This window comes from Helicobacter sp. 23-1045 (genome assembly GCF_053654655.1).
In genome coordinates this window covers 22,788-40,159 of the sequence record NZ_JBSIUR010000012.1, presented here as the reverse complement: position 1 = coordinate 40,159, position 17,372 = coordinate 22,788, and the positions used below count along the sequence as shown (strand labels likewise).

General features: G+C 40.2%; 22 protein-coding genes. 11 read left to right on the top strand and 11 right to left on the bottom strand.

All coding sequences use genetic code 11. From position 1 onward, the window contains the following. From ACWIUE_RS10280 to ACWIUE_RS10270, 3 genes are all read left to right on the top strand, one after another. Positions 1-397, top strand: a 397-nt coding sequence (locus ACWIUE_RS10280) for an ATP-grasp fold amidoligase family protein (protein WP_454136662.1), incomplete at its 5' end; no start/stop codon positions are given. After that, positions 394-1,545 (top strand): aminotransferase class I/II-fold pyridoxal phosphate-dependent enzyme, encoded by a 1,152-nt coding sequence (locus tag ACWIUE_RS10275; RefSeq protein ID WP_454136661.1) that lies wholly within the window; start codon positions 394-396, stop codon positions 1,543-1,545. The genes ACWIUE_RS10280 and ACWIUE_RS10275, both read left to right, overlap by 4 nt. Next, the gene (locus ACWIUE_RS10270; protein WP_454136660.1) at positions 1,542-2,186 is read left to right on the top strand and encodes an HAD-IB family hydrolase; all 645 of its coding nucleotides are present in this window, start codon (positions 1,542-1,544) and stop codon (positions 2,184-2,186) included. The genes ACWIUE_RS10275 and ACWIUE_RS10270 overlap by 4 nt, the downstream gene beginning before the upstream one ends. A gap of 51 nt (positions 2,187-2,237) precedes the next feature. On the opposite strand, the gene ACWIUE_RS10265 is transcribed toward ACWIUE_RS10270, so the two are convergent. Beyond that, positions 2,238-3,878, bottom strand: a complete 1,641-nt coding sequence (locus tag ACWIUE_RS10265; RefSeq protein WP_454136659.1) for a M99 family carboxypeptidase catalytic domain-containing protein — start codon at positions 3,876-3,878, stop codon at positions 2,238-2,240. Between the two features lie 100 nt (positions 3,879-3,978). Here ACWIUE_RS10265 and ACWIUE_RS10260 point away from each other — a divergent pair, with 100 nt between their 5' ends. The 4 genes from ACWIUE_RS10260 to ACWIUE_RS10245 all read left to right on the top strand — a co-directional run bounded on the left by ACWIUE_RS10260 (position 3,979) and on the right by ACWIUE_RS10245 (position 6,456). After that, complete coding sequence (locus tag ACWIUE_RS10260) at positions 3,979-4,557, top strand: flagellar FLiS export co-chaperone (protein ID WP_454136658.1); 579 nt, start codon at positions 3,979-3,981, stop codon at positions 4,555-4,557. Between the two features lie 255 nt (positions 4,558-4,812). Continuing rightward, a complete protein-coding gene (locus ACWIUE_RS10255; protein ID WP_454136657.1) occupies positions 4,813-4,971 on the top strand; it encodes a hypothetical protein in 159 nt (52 codons plus the stop codon). Continuing rightward, the gene (locus ACWIUE_RS10250; protein WP_454136656.1) at positions 4,928-5,815 is read left to right on the top strand and encodes a hypothetical protein; all 888 of its coding nucleotides are present in this window, start codon (positions 4,928-4,930) and stop codon (positions 5,813-5,815) included. The genes ACWIUE_RS10255 and ACWIUE_RS10250 overlap by 44 nt, the downstream gene beginning before the upstream one ends. A 17-nt stretch (positions 5,816-5,832) precedes the next feature. Then, on the top strand, positions 5,833-6,456 hold the full coding sequence (locus ACWIUE_RS10245) for an outer membrane beta-barrel protein (protein WP_454136655.1): 624 nt from the start codon (positions 5,833-5,835) through the stop codon (positions 6,454-6,456). An 89-nt stretch (positions 6,457-6,545) separates the two neighbouring features. On the opposite strand, the gene ACWIUE_RS10240 is transcribed toward ACWIUE_RS10245, so the two are convergent. Then, complete coding sequence (locus ACWIUE_RS10240) at positions 6,546-6,749, bottom strand: hypothetical protein (protein ID WP_454136654.1); 204 nt, start codon at positions 6,747-6,749, stop codon at positions 6,546-6,548. Continuing rightward, a complete protein-coding gene (locus ACWIUE_RS10235; RefSeq protein ID WP_454136653.1) occupies positions 6,746-6,937 on the bottom strand; it encodes a hypothetical protein in 192 nt (63 codons plus the stop codon). The genes ACWIUE_RS10240 and ACWIUE_RS10235 overlap by 4 nt, the downstream gene beginning before the upstream one ends. Positions 6,938-7,150: 213 nt before the next feature. Between ACWIUE_RS10235 and ACWIUE_RS10230 the strand changes: the two genes are divergently transcribed. After that, entirely contained in the window at positions 7,151-7,369 is a 219-nt protein-coding gene (locus ACWIUE_RS10230) for a hypothetical protein (RefSeq protein ID WP_454136652.1), read from the top strand. 112 nt (positions 7,370-7,481) lie between these two features. On the opposite strand, the gene ACWIUE_RS10225 is transcribed toward ACWIUE_RS10230, so the two are convergent. The 8 genes from ACWIUE_RS10225 to ACWIUE_RS10190 form a co-directional block, all read right to left on the bottom strand. Next, positions 7,482-8,027 (bottom strand): YceI family protein, encoded by a 546-nt coding sequence (locus ACWIUE_RS10225; RefSeq protein ID WP_454136651.1) that lies wholly within the window; start codon positions 8,025-8,027, stop codon positions 7,482-7,484. A 75-nt stretch (positions 8,028-8,102) separates the two neighbouring features. Next, positions 8,103-9,059, bottom strand: coding sequence for an NAD(P)H-dependent glycerol-3-phosphate dehydrogenase (locus ACWIUE_RS10220; RefSeq protein ID WP_454136665.1), 957 nt, complete (start codon positions 9,057-9,059; stop codon positions 8,103-8,105). 45 nt (positions 9,060-9,104) lie between these two features. Continuing rightward, positions 9,105-10,790, bottom strand: coding sequence for an arginine--tRNA ligase (argS, locus tag ACWIUE_RS10215; RefSeq protein ID WP_454136650.1), 1,686 nt, complete (start codon positions 10,788-10,790; stop codon positions 9,105-9,107). Further along, positions 10,791-10,994, bottom strand: coding sequence for a twin-arginine translocase TatA/TatE family subunit (locus ACWIUE_RS10210; RefSeq protein ID WP_454136649.1), 204 nt, complete (start codon positions 10,992-10,994; stop codon positions 10,791-10,793). Positions 10,995-11,037: 43 nt separating this feature from the next. Then, positions 11,038-11,535: an HIT family protein gene (locus ACWIUE_RS10205; RefSeq protein WP_454136648.1), complete on the bottom strand. Its 498-nt coding sequence runs from the start codon at positions 11,533-11,535 to the stop codon at positions 11,038-11,040. Between the two features lie 44 nt (positions 11,536-11,579). Continuing rightward, complete coding sequence (locus ACWIUE_RS10200) at positions 11,580-11,723, bottom strand: hypothetical protein (RefSeq protein WP_454136647.1); 144 nt, start codon at positions 11,721-11,723, stop codon at positions 11,580-11,582. Further along, positions 11,701-13,203 (bottom strand): Mur ligase family protein, encoded by a 1,503-nt coding sequence (locus ACWIUE_RS10195; protein ID WP_454136646.1) that lies wholly within the window; start codon positions 13,201-13,203, stop codon positions 11,701-11,703. The genes ACWIUE_RS10200 and ACWIUE_RS10195 overlap by 23 nt, the downstream gene beginning before the upstream one ends. Continuing rightward, entirely contained in the window at positions 13,200-13,922 is a 723-nt protein-coding gene (locus ACWIUE_RS10190; protein WP_454136645.1) for an alpha/beta fold hydrolase, read from the bottom strand. The genes ACWIUE_RS10195 and ACWIUE_RS10190 overlap by 4 nt, the downstream gene beginning before the upstream one ends. Before the next feature lie 162 nt (positions 13,923-14,084). Here ACWIUE_RS10190 and ACWIUE_RS10185 point away from each other — a divergent pair, with 162 nt between their 5' ends. The 3 genes from ACWIUE_RS10185 to ACWIUE_RS10175 are packed head-to-tail and all read left to right on the top strand — an operon-like array spanning position 14,085 to position 17,371. Then, positions 14,085-15,659 carry an ABC transporter substrate-binding protein gene (locus ACWIUE_RS10185; RefSeq protein WP_454136644.1) on the top strand — a complete coding sequence of 525 codons (1,575 nt, stop codon included), beginning with the start codon at positions 14,085-14,087 and terminating at the stop codon, positions 15,657-15,659. Continuing rightward, the gene (locus ACWIUE_RS10180) at positions 15,634-16,605 is read left to right on the top strand and encodes an ABC transporter permease (RefSeq protein ID WP_454136643.1); all 972 of its coding nucleotides are present in this window, start codon (positions 15,634-15,636) and stop codon (positions 16,603-16,605) included. Before ACWIUE_RS10185 ends, ACWIUE_RS10180 begins: the two co-directional genes overlap by 26 nt. Next, positions 16,598-17,371: an ABC transporter permease gene (locus tag ACWIUE_RS10175; protein ID WP_454136642.1), complete on the top strand. Its 774-nt coding sequence runs from the start codon at positions 16,598-16,600 to the stop codon at positions 17,369-17,371. The genes ACWIUE_RS10180 and ACWIUE_RS10175 overlap by 8 nt, the downstream gene beginning before the upstream one ends. Position 17,372: the final 1 nt, after the last annotated feature.

The following is a 17,372-nucleotide window of genomic DNA, read 5'->3' as shown; positions in this document are numbered from 1 at the left end:
GTATGAAAATGGAAGCGACCCCACGACCTATAAATTTCATATTTTTGGGACAAAAAATGCAAATAATTTCATTCAAGTAACCGCAAATCGATGGACGCAAGATTATTGTCGTAGTATTTTTACGATGGATTGGAAAAAAGCGGCGTTTGGTTTAGGCAAAAGCAATGTTTTAAAAGCACTCCCGCAACCTCCAAAATCCCTCCTGCAAATGAAGCAAATCGCAGAAATTTTGGCACATCCATTTGATTATGTGCGCATTGATTTATATGAAGCAGATTCTGCGGAGGGCAAAAGGGCGATTGCGGGCGAACTTACTTTCACGCCAATGTGTGGCACGGATAAATTTTACCCTGCGAAATATGATGAGATTTTAGGTGCTGCGTGGAGGGCAAAATGAAAAATATCGCAAAAAAATTATATGATTTGAAATGTGCCTCTGGCACGCACTCGCCAAGTATCGCCACTATCAAAAAGGAAATCCCGCAACTTCAAATAAAAATCGATGCTTGTTTTTTATCAAATCCATACGCCACGGAATTATTTTTGGATTATCTCAAAAAAGATTTGCTAGATTCTGCGAAATTGCGCTATGTGCTTGAATTCTACCCATCGCAAAATGCAATCATCGCTCAAAAATTAGAGAATATTTTAGATATCTCACATCAAAATATTTTTATCTCAAATGGCGCAATCGAAGCAATACAGGCGGTTTTACATAATTTTGTAAAGGGGAAAATCATCATAAATATTCCTACTTTTTCATCGTATTATGAGTTTTGCAAAGATAAAGTGGAGGTGATTTTTTACCCCTTGCAAAAAGATAATGATTATCAACTTTCGCCAAAAAACTACATTGATTTTGTGAAAAAAGTGCGTCCGCAAAGTATCGTGCTAATCAATCCAAACAACCCAAATGGCGGTTTTGTAGGCGTTGAAATGGAAGAGATTCTGCGAAGTTTGAGTTTTGTGGAAAATATCATTATTGATGAGAGTTTTTTGCATTTTGCTTTTGATGATGAGAGATTATCGCCCATTTCTTATGCTTGGTTTTTCAAAAAATTTCCAAATGTGATTTTAATCAAATCAATGTCAAAAGATTTTGGTATCGCTGGAATCCGCGCAGGATACGCCATAATGCAAAAAGAAAAAGTCGAAATGTTACTAAAAAATGGATATTTGTGGAATATAAGCGGACTTGGAGAATACTTTTTTGGCGTGTATGAAAGAGCGGATTTTAGGGAAAAATACGAGATTATTCGCAAAAAATACATCAAAGAAACGCAAGATTTTTTTGCAAAATTATCGCAAATCAAAGGATTAAAAGTCTATCCATCAAAGGCAAATTTTGCTTTGGTGGAACTCACAAACGCAATGAAATCGCAGGATTTTGTCAATGCAATGCTTCTAAATTACGGAATTTACACAAGAAATTGCAATGATAAGATTGGATTAGAAGGCGAATTCATCCGCCTTTCATCTCGCACAAAAGATGAAAACAATGCGATTTTAGCGGGACTAAAAGATTTATTTGGAGGGGGAAAATGAAAATTTTGGCGATTTTTGATTTTTGCGAGACTTTGGTCCCATTTCAAAGTGTGCCTCCATTTTTAAACATAATAAAATCGCAGAATCCACACTACAAAGGGCGATTTCGCGCATTTCGTAGGCGATTTTTTAGTAGGATTTATAGGCGAGTGCCACTAAAAATTTTTGATTATAAAAATGCGCAGTTTGAAGAGTTGCGCGGATTTAGCGAGGAAATCGCGCAGAATCTCGCCAAAGATTACGCAAAATATCTTTTGACGCACACAAATAAAAAGGTTATCGATAGATTGCAATGGCATAAAGCGCAAAATCACTGCATAGCAATTGTTTCTGGTGGATTAGAGATTTACATAAAATATTTTGCAGAATTTTTTGAGATACAAAATATCATAGCACTCGAATTAGAAGCGCAAAATGGCGTTTTGAGTGGCGACATCAAAGGCATTCACACAATGCATTATCGCAAACTTTACAAACTCGCCAAAATGCTTGATTTAAGCAAATTTGACTTGCAGAAAAGTTTTGTTTATAGCGATTGCCCGAGTGATATTCCGCTATTTTCGCTGGTGGGAAATAGAGTTGCAATAGAGTGCGGGAAAGATATGAAATGGGCGGAAATTTTAAAATATGAAATTCTTTAAATCGCAGAATATAGTGCAGAATCTCCGCTAGATTCTGCGATTTTGCAAAATCTAATCGCTAAAATCTACGATTATCATACCTGCGAATTTTTCTTTTGTGGATTTCTCTTTTTTCGCAGAATCTCCCCCAAAATTTCCACTAGATTCTGCGTTTTTCGCACGAGTCGCAGAATCCAAATTCGCAGAATCTGCCATATTTTTCGCAGAATCTAAATTCGCAGAATCTCCCGCATTTTCCTTAAATTCTCCGCTAGATTCTGCGTTTTTATAAAACTCCACGCGAAACTTCGTATTTGCCCTATCTATCGCAAATTTACCCATCAAATCGCGCCGTTTTATTTCGACATCCACTTCGCTTCCATTGCCATTAAATCCAATCACATTCACGCGGTAGGGGAGATTTTTCACGCTAAAACTATTTTTGACTTTTACCACAGAGCCGATTTTTGCCTCCACCTCCGCGCCGTCAATCACAAACTTCGCGCTCTCCAAACTCTCATCAAAATCGATAAAAAACGGATTTAACACCACCACGCCACGATTGCCATTTTTTATGCGAAATCTCGCGCCATCTTTGAATAACCACAAAATCGGCGTATTACTCTTAAACGCCACATCGCCCTTTGGCAGGGGGAAAAAATTAAGTTGCGCTTTTAGATTATGTAGTGGCAAAAACACCCGCCCCGCAATCAAAATATCCATATTTTTATCGTTGATTTTAGCGCGAATATTTGGCACATTTAGCTCAAAATCCCGCTCAAACTCAATGCCAAAATTTCGCATCATCCCTTCAATCGCTAATAAATGATAATACACGCGCTTATCAAGCGAAAGTGCCTTGCTTGCTTCACTTGCAAATGCCATTTTGTGATTTTGCGTGGCGAAATAAGTGAGACTTTTTATCTGCTCATCATCGCCCTGCGCCGTGTTTGTGTTGCGAATGCGGTAGCGGTGCAGCTCGGCGAGAAGATTGTCATTTATGTGATTTATCATCTGTGTAATATTTTGATTCAAATCGCCCTGCGAAAATAGCGTCTCTTGGTCGATTATCGAGCAGTTACCCCAGCGATTTTGATTTAGCAAGGGACTGATATAACTCTCGCGGTAAAATCCGCTCCCATCGTGCAGGTGCAGAATGCTCCCCACTTGCGGATTTAAAATCAACGCCTTTATCTTTTGAATCGCCCTAAACTCCGGGTCGCTAGGATTTAGGTGGGCAAATTTGCGATTCATATCGCCATAAATCCCGCGATTGTTTTTTAAAATGCTGTGCTGATTGAGATTTGGAGCAACCCAAAGATTGCCCTTTGTGATTTTATAATGCTTTATCAAAATCGAAGTGGCGTTAAATGCGCCCGGCTCATCGCCTTGAATGCCTGATAAAATAAGCAAAGCGGGGGTTTGCGTAGAATCTAAATTGCGATTTGCTGAATCTTTTGGATTTTTCGCTAAATCTTGCGCAAAATCTTGCGGGTTTTTCGCAGAATCTTGCGGGTTTTGATTCGCTGAATCTTTTGGATTTTTCGCAGAATCTGAGTTTAGATTCGCAAAATCCATCGCAAAATCATCATTAGATTCTGCCAAAACTAGCGCACCACTCGCAAAATCTAATTTGTATAAATCAAAATCAATCACCCTTGCATTTAGCGTAACACAAAGCACACAAAGCAAAATCAACGCAAAAATTCTCAAAAAACTCTACCACCAAAATTTAGATTTAAAAAAGCGAAATTATAGCAGATTCTGCGAAATTTGAAATGCGAAATTTGCAATTTTTATCGTGGAATAAAATTTGCTTAAATCGCTTTATGCGGAGGATTTTAGGATGAATGATGATTTTTTAAACACGCTTAAAAAGCATATCGATAGCGGCGCGATTGTGCCAAATGAAATGTCAAAAACGCAAATTCACAATTTTGGAGAGAGTATGAAAGGGATAAATGAATTTATCGGCGCGGTGCAGGTGCTTAACATAAATTTGGCAAAGGTGAAAAATCTAAGCGAAAAAATCGAGTGGATTGACGAAATGCTAAAAAGTGAGAAAAATGACAGCACAACCGCAATGCTAAAAATGCAGAAAAGCACGCACATTGCGAACCTAAAATATGTCGTGGATGGGACGAAATTCATCGGTGTGGCGTTGTTTGGGACGCAACTATCTTGCGTGGTGAATGGCAGGGAATTTGCGCTGTGCGTGGAAAATCCGCTAAATCACAACGCGCCACTTGCCTATTGTGCGCAAAAATTAGATGAGATAAATGCGCTAACTCTCGCGCTAAATCAGCGACTAAACAGCGATGATTTGGGGGCAGATTCTGCGCTCTCACAGCAATTTTCACAAACAATGCCACAAAATTTATTTGCAAAATAGGGGAGATTCTGCGGATTTTGGGGCGATTTTTGAGTAAATCGCAGAATCTGCGATTGATTTTGCGCTAGATTCTGCGAAATGTTGCTTTTTTTAAGTAGATTCTGCGAGATTTGGGGCGATTTTTGAGTAAATCGCAGAATCTAATTAAGATAAATTTTTTATTATAGATTTTGACAAAATTTTATATAAATTTTTCGGTTTGTTGTTATAATCCCACTTTTGCATTTTGAATTTTTATAACACAAAGGACTTTTTATGGGACTTTCTATACAATCATTAGTGATATATGATAGGATTTGCAAGGTATTTGCTGTGACTTTCCTAGCTTTTTGTGTGATTGGCGCATTTAGCGTTGTTTTCGCAGATGAAATTGGGGGGGGGGAAAAAATCTCTAAAAGCACCCAAATCCACTAAAAAATCCACCAAAACTATTCAAAAAACCACAGATTCAAATTCCGCTGATTATCTTACAATAAACCCATCTAGCAACAATAAAACGGGCGGATTTGTAGGCGTAGAATCTACCATTGTCATATATAAAGCCAATGATTGGACCACACCATCGCCTGCGGGAACATATTATGGAAAATGGTATCCCGAAGTAAATATGCCTATACATCTAATAGGTGGCTATCAATGGTATTTTTATAATAAGCCACATTTTAATTTGGGTGTGCGGCTTAAAGCATTTTTTGGATATGGAATGGTATATCACAAAGAAATAAATGGCATAAAGTTTGAACCGGGAAATAATGCTGGATATATTTATGGTGGAAAGGATAGTGCTACCGTTCTTGGAGAATCTGAAACAACTTCGTGGAGTTTAATACATACATTGTATTATGGGGCGGAAGCGTCATTTTTGTGGGACTTTTTGGATAGAGGGGCTCATACACTTGGGGTGCATTTCTCGCCTGTGGGATTTAATGGCAGTGTTGAATTTGAAGCTGACATACATAACACTACCAAAGGTTATATAACTGCAATGCAAAATGGTGTCTCATTTACACAGCCTATTAACTCTAAATCTACCAGAGCAGGCGAAACTAGGGTGTATCTCAACAAATATTATATCAGCTTTGGTTTGCAATACTATTACAATATCCGCCATCAAATCTTTGTAACCTATCAGCATCATTGGGTTACAAAGCATATGGCGCATTATGTCAAGGGATATTTAAAGGGAACAAAGCAAACAACAGGCTCTACGGGAAATCACTCTGGAGTAGTGTATTTTGGCTATTCGTATAAATTTTAATGTGGAAGGATTATAAAATGAAAAGATTTTTTAAGATTCATAAGATTTGTGGCGTGGTAGCTATTTGTGCGTTGCTATCAAGTGCATATAGCGCAGAGTGGCACACGCCATTAGAGAAAAAAGAGGGTGGATTTGTAGGGGCGGAGTTTGGATTTGCGCCTACCTTTGATATAGGTGCGATTGGTGGCTATCAATGGTATTTTTATGATAAGCCATACTTTCACTTGGGGATGCGACTAGCAGGACATTTTAAGTATTTATATTATCAGGATAATCGTAAATATGCCAAAGGTAAAATACATTTCCTTACGCTAGGAATTTCACCGCAATTTATTTGGGATTTTTTAAACATTGATAGCCACACGCTTGGAGTGCATTTTGCGCCACTTGGATTTAATATACAAGCTAGATTTTATGAAAATACAACTAGCGCAACTTCGAGTTGGAATATGTTTATCGCTGCGTATGAATTTAGTATAGGGTTGCATTATTACATAGATATTTCTCATCAGCTGTATTTAACCTTTCGCTTTGGTGGTGTTGGAGATTTGGGCAAAGAAACAAAAGAAATTGCTAATGTTGAGAAAGGATGGGGAGCGGGGATTAGCTATATCAATTTGGGCTATGCGTATAAGTTTTAGCAATGCGCTATATCGCACAGCCATTTTGACACGCCACTAATTTTAATTTCGCTAGGGATTCGCACAAAGGCATTTGGGCGCAATATGCTTTATGGCGACGCTTTTAGGGCGCAAATTTGGCATTTGATGATTTTATCAAATCTTTGCAACGCAACAAAATCTATAAAATCTTTTGACAGCTTTTGGCAAGTGAAAAAGCGCGAATGAATCGTCATTATGGGATTCTGCGAAATTATTACGCCGTCATTGCGAGCGAGCAAAGTGAGCGTGGCAATCCACATTAAAATTGTCATTCTGAGCGAATCGCTTTGTGCGAAGCAAAGAATCTCTTTTTAGATTCTGCGTTTTTGGCGTAGATTCTGCGTTTTTTTACATCATCATTGCGAGATTCTTCGTTTTTAGTTTGATTCGCAGAATCTACGATATTTTCGCCGTTTTTTGGATTAGATTCGCTTGTTTTTTCTCGCAAAAAGGGCTGCACCCCTCGCCCCGCTCCCCCTACGCGCCAAAAAGCAGCCGCTTTTTCGCTTTTAGGGGGAGAGCCTCGCTTAATCCGCTTCTAGCAAAAAATCGGCGGTTGCACTACTGCAACCTTGAATCCGATTTTTTGCACCACGAAGCGGGCGAGTTTTGGGTGCTTCGCACGAATTATTTTTTTTTGGATTGCCACGAATTTACTTCGTAAATTCTCGCAATGACGAATCTAACGCAGAATCTGCGAGATTTTCGCTATTTTTTCATTAGATTCTGCGATTCGCAGAATCTAAATTTGGATTGCTTCGGGCTTTTTTACAAAAGCCCTCGCAATGACGAAAAAATTACAATTTGCGTTCGATTCGCCGATTCGCCTCGCAATGACGGCGTTTTTTGTTTTTTTAAGATTCAAGCGAATCTAAGCGCGGAAGTATCGTGAGGGGATTTCGTGGGTTATGCCGAAAAATTCGAGCGAAAATAGAACTAATAGTTCATTGAGCGAGAATTTTTCAAACTCCCGCGAAAGTCACCACGAGACAATCGCGCTTTATTTATTTTCGTCCTTCAATGTCGATTGTAAGACTCACTTCTTCACCCAACGCTGCGCTTGGTGTGCCTTTTGCTATGCCAAAATCCTTGCGATTGATTTTGCCATTCAAACTAAGCCCGATGACTTCTTGCCCTGTGCGCTCATCTTTGGTAACGCCAAAAACTTCGACATTTAGGCTAACTTGCTTTGTAACGCCTTTGATTGTCAGTTCAAATGTCCCGCTGTCGCCCTTCATTTTCACTAGCTTCAAAGTCGCTTTGGGGAATTTTTTCGCGCCAAAATAGTCATCATCTAGCAAATGCTCATCGCGGTTTTTATTATTTGTGTTGATAGAATTTATATCAACTTCGCCGTCTAGCGCGGTTAGTTTGCCATTTTCCGCGCTAACTTTGCCATCAAATGTGCCAAAACTGCCCTTTACATTGCTGACTGCCAAATGCTTGATTTTAAACTCCACTTGCGAATGCGATTTATCCAGCGCGTAATCTGCCGCGCTCAACGCCACGCAAAATACACTTGCCAACGCCAAAACTAATGCTTTTTTCATTTTCTGTCCTTTTTGTTGAAATTAAAGCGAAAATCTTACCTATCAATTATCAAAATTTGGTTAAGAATCCAAAATCTACTTCAAAAAATCCAACTGACATTCATCATCAAATTCGCGCAAAAGTAGCTCTTTTACGCTAACTCGCGGATTTTTGCCCTCCAAAATCTCATAGACTTGCGATGCAATCGGCGTATAAATATTGTGCTTTTTGGCAAGATTCATCACTGCCCTTGTGCTAAAAACGCCCTCCGCCACTTCGCCTAGCGAATCCAAAATATTATTTAGTGGCAAATCCTTTGCCAAAGCGTTACCCACACGATAATTGCGTGAAAGAAACGAATTTGTCGTTAAAAACAAATCCCCAGCCCCGCTTAATCCCAAAAATGTGCTCTCTTTTGCGCCAAAAAACTCCCCAAATCGCGCCATTTCAACCAGCCCACGCGCAATAAGCGAAGCCTTTGCGTTATTGCCAAGCTGCAAACCATCGCAAATTCCCGCCGCAATGGCGATAATGTTTTTATATGCCCCAGCCACTTCGCCACCGATGACATCATCATTTATATAGACTTTGATAAAATTTGGAAAAATCTTCGCGCAATCCGCAATCTGCGCCTTTGTGTGAATGGTAAGCGCACAGGGCATTCCCTCCAGCACTTCACTTGCAAAGCTAGGTCCCATAAGATAGCCGACATTTGTATGTTTTGCGCTATTTTTCGCGCAGACTTCATCAAAAACATCGCTCATAAATGCGCCACTCTCTACTTCGATGCCTTTTGACGCGATTAGCACGATAGATTCGGGCAAAAAGCGCATTTTATCAAGCATTGTCCGCATTGCTTCGCTTTTTATGGCGATGATTATATATTTGCATTTTAGGGCGGATTTTAGGCTAATTTGCGTAACTTTATGCGTGGCGATGGCGTTTAAAAATTTTAACTTGCGCCGTGAGACAATGCCGACATTGTTTTTTTGGCTAAACGCATAAGAGAGTGCGCGTCCCCAATTTCCCCCGCCGATGACTGCGACTTGAATCTCATCGATATTTGTATCGCCCATTTTGCGCCCTTTTTAGCAAATCTACATTTTGGTTTTGGCGGTTATGCCCATCAAACCTAAGCCCGTTGTGATGGATAGTGAGACGACTTTTAGGATATTGCAAATCACTCTTTCATTTTCGCTACCGATGATTTTAAAAGAGTTGTAGCAAAAATGCAACTTTGAAGCCAGATTTTTAAGGTATTCGGGGAGTTTTTGCATCGCCCTTTCATCAAATGCGACTTCTAAGATTCGTGGCAACAATAGCGCGAAAAATAGCAAATCAACCCATTCGCGCTCCAAATTTGCAAAGTCAAAATCGCTTGATTCGCTTAAATCTGCCGAATCGCCCAAATCTCTTTTGCCTAAAAGCGTGTGAATCCGCGCATTTGCGTAGTTTATGTAAAAAATGGGATTGCTTGAATCTTGTGCTTTTAGGCTTGTGATGTCAAACTCTAAATGCGTATCGGCGCGTTTGGTGAGAAATACAAAGCGCAGTGCGTCAATGCCGATTTCATCGATAATCTTGCTCATTAGGATAAAAGTCCCCGCTCGTTTGCTCATTTTGTAAGGTGCGCCGTCCTTTAAAAGGCTTACCATTTGGGATAAAAGCACTTCAAGTTTTGATGAATCATATCCCAAAAATGCCACGCTTGATTTGATTCGCGCTATATATCCGTGATGGTCTGCGCCCCAAATGTTTATGTATCTATCAAAATCGCGTGAAAATTTGTCGTTGTGATAGACTATATCTCCCGCTAAATAGGTTGGTTCGCCGCTTTCGCGCACAATCACTCTATCCTTTTCATCGCCATATTGCGTGGATTTTAGCCAAATTTTGCCACCCTCTTCGTATAATGCGCCGTTTGATTTTAGTCGTGCTAGTGTAGAATCTAGCTTTGGCATTAGCGATTTTTCGCTTACAAAATTATCAAAGCTAATGTTTGCGGATTGCAAATTTGCCTTTATCAAATCTAGCATTTGTTTCACGCAAAAATCGCGCAAATCTTGGGTTTTGGTAAGATTTTGCGCCCCAAAATGTTTTTTCGCAGAATCTGCCAAATCCACGATATACGCGCCTTTATAGAGATTTTGCGTAGATTCTGCGTCCAGATTCTGCGAATCTAATGGCACATTTAGCGCGTTCAACACAGAATTTACCAAATTTTCGATTTGACTTCCCGCGTCATTTATGTAATATTCAGTGATGATTTTATGCCCCAAAAAGCGTCCGATTCGCGCAAGTGTATCGCCCCAAATCGCGCCCCTAGCGTGTCCTATGTGAAGCGGTCCTGTGGGATTCGCGCTGACAAATTCAAGTAAAATGTGTTCGTGCTTGGTGTGTGCGTTCTTTGCGTGAGTATCTACCTTATTTGTGTCCGCAATGAATTTTTTTGAAATCGATTCACCCCGCAAATCGCCATTTTTTAAAACCACACGCGAAAATTCCGCCAAAAATTCATCACTCAAAAATAGATTCACATAGCCATTTACCGCTTCCACTTTGCTAAAATTGCGACTAAATTCGGGCAGATTCTGCAATTTTTGCGCTAAATCTTTGGCGATTTCATTTGGCGATTTTTTCAACGATTTTGCCAAGCTAAAAGCCAAAGGCGTGGTAAAATGCCCTAAATTTGAATCCTTTGGCACATTTAAGATAACTTCCGCAGAATCTCCCGCAAACTCCGCAAACGCAGAATCTAAAACAGACTTTATTTGCTTTTGCATTTACGCTTTTTGCTCATCGTTTTTTGGCGCGTTTTGCTCGTCTTTTGAAATCGTTTTTATATCGCTCTCATCGTCTTTTACAGCGTTTTTAAAGTTTTTTATCCCTGTGCCCAAACCTTTTGCAAGTTCGGGGATTTTTTTGCCCCCAAAAAGTAGCAAAATCACCGCCAAAATAACCACTACATTCCAAACGCTAAGTCCCATTTTTTTCCCCCTTAAAAATTAAAATTTCGCATTATAACATTTTTTAACGCAAATATTTCTTGGCAGATTCTGCGAATTGTTGATAAACTCGCTCAAAGTCGATGCCATAGCTTCGCACGCCCGCGATTGCGGTGATGAAATTTGTATCGCCATCCCATCTAGGCAAAAGGTGCAAATGCAAGTGCGCAGGAATCCCCGCTCCGCCACTTTTTTTGATATTCATACCCATATTTATGCCACTTGCGCCGTAATCATAAAGGATTTGCATCGAATCTTGCGCGACTTTAAAGAGATTTAGCCAAATGTCGCTCGGCAGTTTTTCAGGCGAATCCTCGTGCGTGTGCGGGACGATTAGAATATGCCCGGGCGTGTAGGGGAACTTATTCATAACGATGAAAAGCTCATCATTGCGATAAATGACTTTGTTTGCGCTGTCGTTTTTTGGACTTTGCGAAATGCCACAAAACACGCAGTCACTTTGCTTCTCACTTGGCTTTTCGCTGAAATATGCCTCTCTCCACGGCGCGTATAAAATATCCATTGCGTCAATCCTTTTTCATAAAAATATTACGATTTTAGCAAAAATTATGCAGATTCTGCGATTTTTAGCGCAGAATCTAGCGTATTTTCGCAGAATCTAATCATTCTCGCAGAATCTCGCCAAATCAAAGCACTCTCGCAGAATCGCAGAATCTCGCACCATCTCTTAAATATAATTTGGCGCATCATTTGCAAACAATATCAAATCCCCGCTGTGCGTGAAAGACGCCAAAATATTTTGCAAATCCGCCTTATCTTGCAAAATCACCTTTTGCGCGTGAGTGATATTCCGCGCCAAAAGTGCGGAGTTCAAATCGCCCGTGATTATGGCGATATCAAAGATTTTATCAATCAAAAGCGCAAGGTGCGTGTTATTCTCCACGCTACTCTCCACAAGTCCGGGCGTTACGATTATCTTTTTCCCGCCTGTGTGCTTTGCGCTAAGGCGGATTGCCTCTTTCATCCCGTTCAAATTTCCATTAAAACTATCATCCAAAATCACCTTGCCATTTGCCTCGATTTTTTCCAAGCGGTGCGGGATAAAGTGCAGATTTTCCACCATTTTTACAATATCGCTCATCTCCACACCCAAATCCCTTGCAATCATCACTGCCACCGAAATATTTGTGATATTAAAGCGTCCTAAAATTTTCGTCTCAAAATCCGCAGAATCTTCTCCAAAATCAAGTCTAAATTTTGTCCCAAAAAGCGTAGATTCTGCGTTTTGCACTTCGCAGGGGAAGGGCGTGATTTTGGCGGGCGTTTGCGGAGTGCCAAAGTTAAAATTATCTTTGAAAAAATACAAATGCGTCAAATTTGGCGATTGAACTAACTCATATTTCGTAGCGCGGGTATTTTCGATACTTTTGAAATACTCCAAATGCGCCTCGCCCACCTCGCCAATCACGGCGATTTGATGATTTAAAAAATGCGCGATTTTGGCAATATCGCCCCGTTTTCGCGCACCTGCCTCAACGATATAAATTTCCGTCCCCTCGCTTAAATTATCGTTAATATCTGCGATAATGCCATCGATTGTATTCACGCTGCGGGGCGTTGCGTAGGTTTTATATTTTTTGCAAAGAAGTTCGTTTATGAAATTTTTCATACTTGTTTTGCCAAAAGATGCGGTGATTGCGATGATTTTGAGGTTTGGCATTGCGGAGAGTTTCTCTTTTGCCAAACTTCTATATTGAAGCATTATCACAAATTCGCTAATTTTTGAGACAACTAGCGCCACCCCAAGCGTCACAAAGCACGAGAAATAAGGCATTTCAAAGATTAAATCAAGTGCGATTTCAATACCTAAAAATATCACACAAGTGGCAAAAAATCGCCTAACGCGATTAGTCCAAACTAATTTCTTATCTAACTTCGCAAACCACGCACTTAACGCGATTAAATGCACCACCAAATAAAAGCAAAAATATTTCCCCATCACAAAAAACATCGCACTTGGGAAAATCACATAAAACAAATGCCATTGATACTTCGTGTGCTTGGTTAAAATGCGCCAAATGCTGTAATTAAACCATTGCAAACTTTGGATTAGATAAAATCCAAGTGAGAGCATAAAAATAAAATTTGTCACTTGCGTCGTAACGGAATGCTCCACAAATGGCGCGAGTTTCGCCAAAAATGCTTCAAAAAAATCTATTGAAAAATTCATCTTAAAATCCTATCATTTGTAATGTCCTCAATCTGCGCTAAATTCGCAGAATCTAAAAAGAAAAAATGATTGCCTTTTAGCGCAAAAAACGCAGAATCTGCAATGAGTTTGTGCGTTTGCTCCCCCACGCAAAGTGGCAAGGCGTCATCATCTTTGCCCCAAAAAATCAGCGTTTTTGACTTTAAATGCGAAAAAATCTCGCTAAAATCCTCACGCACGACAATCTTAAAAGTCTCATACATATTTTTTGGCAAATCTTTGGCGTCTTGTGAAATCAAAAACCTTGCTTTTATGCCAAAAAATCTCGCAATTTTAGCGCATTTTATTTTTAATTTCACTTTTAGATTCTGCGATTTTTGTAACCCTGCGGAACTCAAAAGCACCAAATTTGGCGGATTTAAAAGCACTGCGACTTTTCCGCCAAAACTATGTGCAAAAATAATTTTTGGGATAATGTTAAGCGAAGTTAAAAAAATTCGCAGAATCTCCGCATATTTCGCAGAATCTAAGATGAATTCATTCTCACTTCCGCCAAATCCGGGCAAATCGACATAAAGATGATTTATGTTTTGAAACCGCCTTCCAAATGCACCTTCCATAAGTTCCTTATTTGCGCCCCACCCGTGCAAAAATAGCGCGAAATCCTCGCTTTTATTATCGATGATTTTATAACTAATGGCGAATTTTTGGGAGTTAAAAATAATGCTTCGCTTTGCCAAATATGTCCTTTTTTGCGTGAAATTTGCGTAAAAATCAAGAGTCAATAAAAGTGCAATTGTAGCATTTTTTGCTAAAATTGCGGTTTTTAAAAATTGGAGCGAAAAATGAAAGCGACAATGGGAGCGAAAAATGAAAAATGAAAGCGAAAATGGGGGTGAAAAATGATTAAGAAAATCGCTAGATTCTGCGTTTTATGTGTGCTAGTTTGTGGCGTGATTTGGGGCAAAACTCCGCCAAGCAAAACGCAAAACAAAACGCACAGCAAAACACCAAAAGATACAATCATCATCGCCGTAGAAAATCAAAGCGAGCGGTTAAATCCGCTTTTTAGCGAAGACCACGATGAGTCCTTGCTACTAATCTTTTCTGGTTTGATTAGATTCGATGAAAATATGCGCGCACAGGGCGACTTGGCGAAACGCTGGGAGATTAGCAAAGATGGGCGAATCTATGACTTTTACTTGCGAGAAGGCGTGAAATGGCACGATGGAGCGAAGTTTAGCGCAAAAGATGTTGCATTTACGCTACAATCGCTACTAGATTCTGCGCTAAACTCGCCACTTAAAGCAAACTTTGAGATGATAGACAAAGTCCAAATCATAAATGATTTTCATATCAAAATCACGCTAAAATCGCCCTTTGCGCCGTTTTTAGACGCGATGAGCGTGGGGATAATCCCATTTCATCTCTTGCAAAATGAAAATCTAAACACCACAAAATTCAATCAAAATCCCATAGGCACGGGCGCATTTAAGTTTCAGCATTGGCAAAAAGGGCAGTATATCGCATTAAGCGCGAATGAAAACTATCATTTAGGCGCGGTGCGGACGCCAAAACTCATCATTCGGCACATTAGCGATTTAAATATGAGTGCCATTGAGCTGAAAAATGGTAGCGTTGATGTGTCGCTGGTGGGGTTTGAGATGGCAAAAAGCTTTAAAAATGACGCGCGTTTTAGGATAATAGTGCAAAAATCCGCCGATTATCGCGCTTTATCGTATAATTTTAATAATCCTATTTTGGCGGATTTGGCGGTTAGAAATGCGCTAAATTATGCGGTGGATAGGGAGATGATAGCGCAAAAATTGCTTCATTCACTTGGCACTCCCGCTTATCACCCATTGCAAAATTCGTGGGCAAATCCCGCGCACTTCGCAAAATACGAGTATAATCCCAAAAAAGCGGAGAATATTTTGCAAAATGGCGGATGGGCGAAAAATAAAAATGGCATTTTTGAGAAAAACGGCGTGGAGTTGGCGTTTGAAATGTATGCGATGAGTAATGACCCCTTGCGCGTGGCATTAGTCAAGCTACTATCCGCCGAATTTGCCAAAATAGGCGTTAAAACAAAAATCCACGCAAAACCCGCAGGCAGTTTTGACTACACGAAAATCGATAGTTTTTTGGTGGGGTGGGGAAGTCCTTTTGACCCTGATTTGCATACTTATCGTGTGTTTGAGAGTTCGCAAAAAAGCGTGTGGAATTTTGGTGGGTATAACAATAAAGGCGTTGATATCGCGCTAAAAAATGCGAGAAACTCGCAAGATTCAGCGATTCGCAAAAAATATTATGCGGATTTTATAGAAGCGATTCAAGGCGATTCGCCGTTTTTATTTTTGGTGTATTTGGATTTTCCGCTTGTTTTTGCAAGTAATATTAAAGGCATAAAACCGCACATTTTAGGGCATCACGGCGTAGGATTCGCGTGGAATGCGTGGCAGTGGAGCAAAGAGTAGTTTGATTATCTTAAAGCGCGTTTTATCCCTTGTCATCTTGCTTTTTGCGGTGAGTTATGTGTGCTTTGCGATGGTGCATTTTAGCAAGGGGAGCGTAGTTTATGCCAAAAGTCCGCAAGGCGTGAGCGATTTAATAAAGGCACAGATTGAATCAAATCTCAATTTAGACAAACCGCTAAATACGCAATATTTTGCGTGGGTTAAGCGCGTGGTGCAGGGCGATTTGTCGCATTCGCTAATTAGTGGCGAGAGTGTTAGTGCGATTATCGCTGAGCGATTGGGGGAGACGCTCATACTTGGGGGCGTTTCGCTAGTTTTGATTTTTATTTTAAGTTTGCTTTTGGCGTTGGTTAGTGTGCGATTTAGGGGGCGATTCATCGATAAAATCATAAATTTTATTTCGATTAGTTTTTTTGCGATGCCGTCATTTGCGATTTGTTTGCTTTTGATTTTGTTTTTTAGCGTGTATTTGGGGATTTTGCCAAGTTCGGGGAGTGCGGATATTGGATTTGAAGGCGATTTGCTAAATCGCGCAACACATCTTATTTTGCCTGTAAGTGCGCTTGTGTTGGCGCATTTGGGCGTTTTTACGCGGATTTTTAGGACAATTTTGCTTGATTGCTTAAATCAATCTTTCGTCGAATCTGCCCGTGCAAGGGGATTAAACGAGTGGCGAATCTACTTTCATTTGGTGCTAAAAAGTGCGTTTGCCCCGATGATTGCGTATTTTTGCGCGAATTGCGTGGCATTTTTGATGAATATTTATGTAGTTGAGAGCGTGTTTGTTTGCGGCGGGATTGGGAGTTTGGCGATTAGGGGGATTATTTTTAAGGATTATCCTGTGGTTTTGGCGGTGGTGCTTTTGAGCGTGGTTGCCGTAGTTGCGCTAAATACGATTGCTGAGCTAATCGCAAACGCGCTAGATAGGCGAAATGCTTATGTATAAAGTCGCCTTTTTGCTTACTCCGCTTGTGTTTTGCGCGATTATGGCGGTTTTTGCGCAAGATTCTGCGAGTGATTTGGCATATTCAAATCTCCCGCCGAGTTTCGCGCATATTTTTGGGACGGATTTGCTTGGGAGAGATTTATTTACAAAAATCGCAAATGCCCTTCGAATCTCGCTTATTGTGGGATTTGGCGCATCGCTTCTCTCCATTTTTTTTGCGATTATTTTTGTAATTTTTGCGAGAGTTATATTTTATGAATTTTTTATGCGCGTTTTGGACGGACTTTTGGCGTTGCCTAGTTTGCTAATGGTGGCGTTTTTTCAAAGTTTGTTTGGCGGGGGATTATTTGCGATGATTGTTGTGATTGCGCTTGGGCACTTCGCATTTATCGCAAAGGTGGTGGATTCTGCGATTGCAAATCTTATAAAAAGCGAATTTTACCTTTGCGCTATTTCGCTTGGCGCATCGAAATTTCGCGCATTTTGCAAGGATTTATTGCCCTTGTGTGTGAATCTAATCGCCGTGCTTTTTATTATAAATATCGCTCATTCTATCGCGCACGAAGCGGTTTTGAGCTTTTTTGGATTTGGGGTGGGATTGGAGTGTGAGAGTTTAGGTGTGCTTTTAAGCGAAGGGGCAGTGGCGATTTTTAGCGGTGCGTGGTGGTTAGTCGCCTATCCTAGCGCATTTTTGCTACTTTTAATCTTGCCACTTTTGGCACTATCGCAGAATCTGCAAGATGATTTAGGGGTGAAAATTGATTAGT

What these genes read in the sequence shown, in the direction of transcription:
- ACWIUE_RS10185 (WP_454136644.1), top strand. Translation starts at nt 14,085, where the DNA reads ATGATTAAGAAAATCGCTAGATTCTGCGTTTTATGTGTGCTAGTTTGT.
- ACWIUE_RS10210 (WP_454136649.1), bottom strand. Translation starts at nt 10,994, where the DNA reads ATGGGACTTAGCGTTTGGAATGTAGTGGTTATTTTGGCGGTGATTTTG.
- ACWIUE_RS10240 (WP_454136654.1), bottom strand. Translation starts at nt 6,749, where the DNA reads ATGACAATTTTAATGTGGATTGCCACGCTCACTTTGCTCGCTCGCAAT.
- ACWIUE_RS10195 (WP_454136646.1), bottom strand. Translation starts at nt 13,203, where the DNA reads ATGAATTTTTCAATAGATTTTTTTGAAGCATTTTTGGCGAAACTCGCG.
- argS (WP_454136650.1), bottom strand. Translation starts at nt 10,790, where the DNA reads ATGCAAAAGCAAATAAAGTCTGTTTTAGATTCTGCGTTTGCGGAGTTT.
- ACWIUE_RS10225 (WP_454136651.1), bottom strand. Translation starts at nt 8,027, where the DNA reads ATGAAAAAAGCATTAGTTTTGGCGTTGGCAAGTGTATTTTGCGTGGCG.
- ACWIUE_RS10230 (WP_454136652.1), top strand. Translation starts at nt 7,151, where the DNA reads ATGACGAATCTAACGCAGAATCTGCGAGATTTTCGCTATTTTTTCATT.
- ACWIUE_RS10180 (WP_454136643.1), top strand. Translation starts at nt 15,634, where the DNA reads ATGCGTGGCAGTGGAGCAAAGAGTAGTTTGATTATCTTAAAGCGCGTT.
- ACWIUE_RS10245 (WP_454136655.1), top strand. Translation starts at nt 5,833, where the DNA reads ATGAAAAGATTTTTTAAGATTCATAAGATTTGTGGCGTGGTAGCTATT.
- ACWIUE_RS10205 (WP_454136648.1), bottom strand. Translation starts at nt 11,535, where the DNA reads ATGGATATTTTATACGCGCCGTGGAGAGAGGCATATTTCAGCGAAAAG.
- ACWIUE_RS10255 (WP_454136657.1), top strand. Translation starts at nt 4,813, where the DNA reads ATGGGACTTTCTATACAATCATTAGTGATATATGATAGGATTTGCAAG.
- ACWIUE_RS10175 (WP_454136642.1), top strand. Translation starts at nt 16,598, where the DNA reads ATGTATAAAGTCGCCTTTTTGCTTACTCCGCTTGTGTTTTGCGCGATT.
- ACWIUE_RS10270 (WP_454136660.1), top strand. Translation starts at nt 1,542, where the DNA reads ATGAAAATTTTGGCGATTTTTGATTTTTGCGAGACTTTGGTCCCATTT.
- ACWIUE_RS10275 (WP_454136661.1), top strand. Translation starts at nt 394, where the DNA reads ATGAAAAATATCGCAAAAAAATTATATGATTTGAAATGTGCCTCTGGC.
- ACWIUE_RS10200 (WP_454136647.1), bottom strand. Translation starts at nt 11,723, where the DNA reads ATGATGCGCCAAATTATATTTAAGAGATGGTGCGAGATTCTGCGATTC.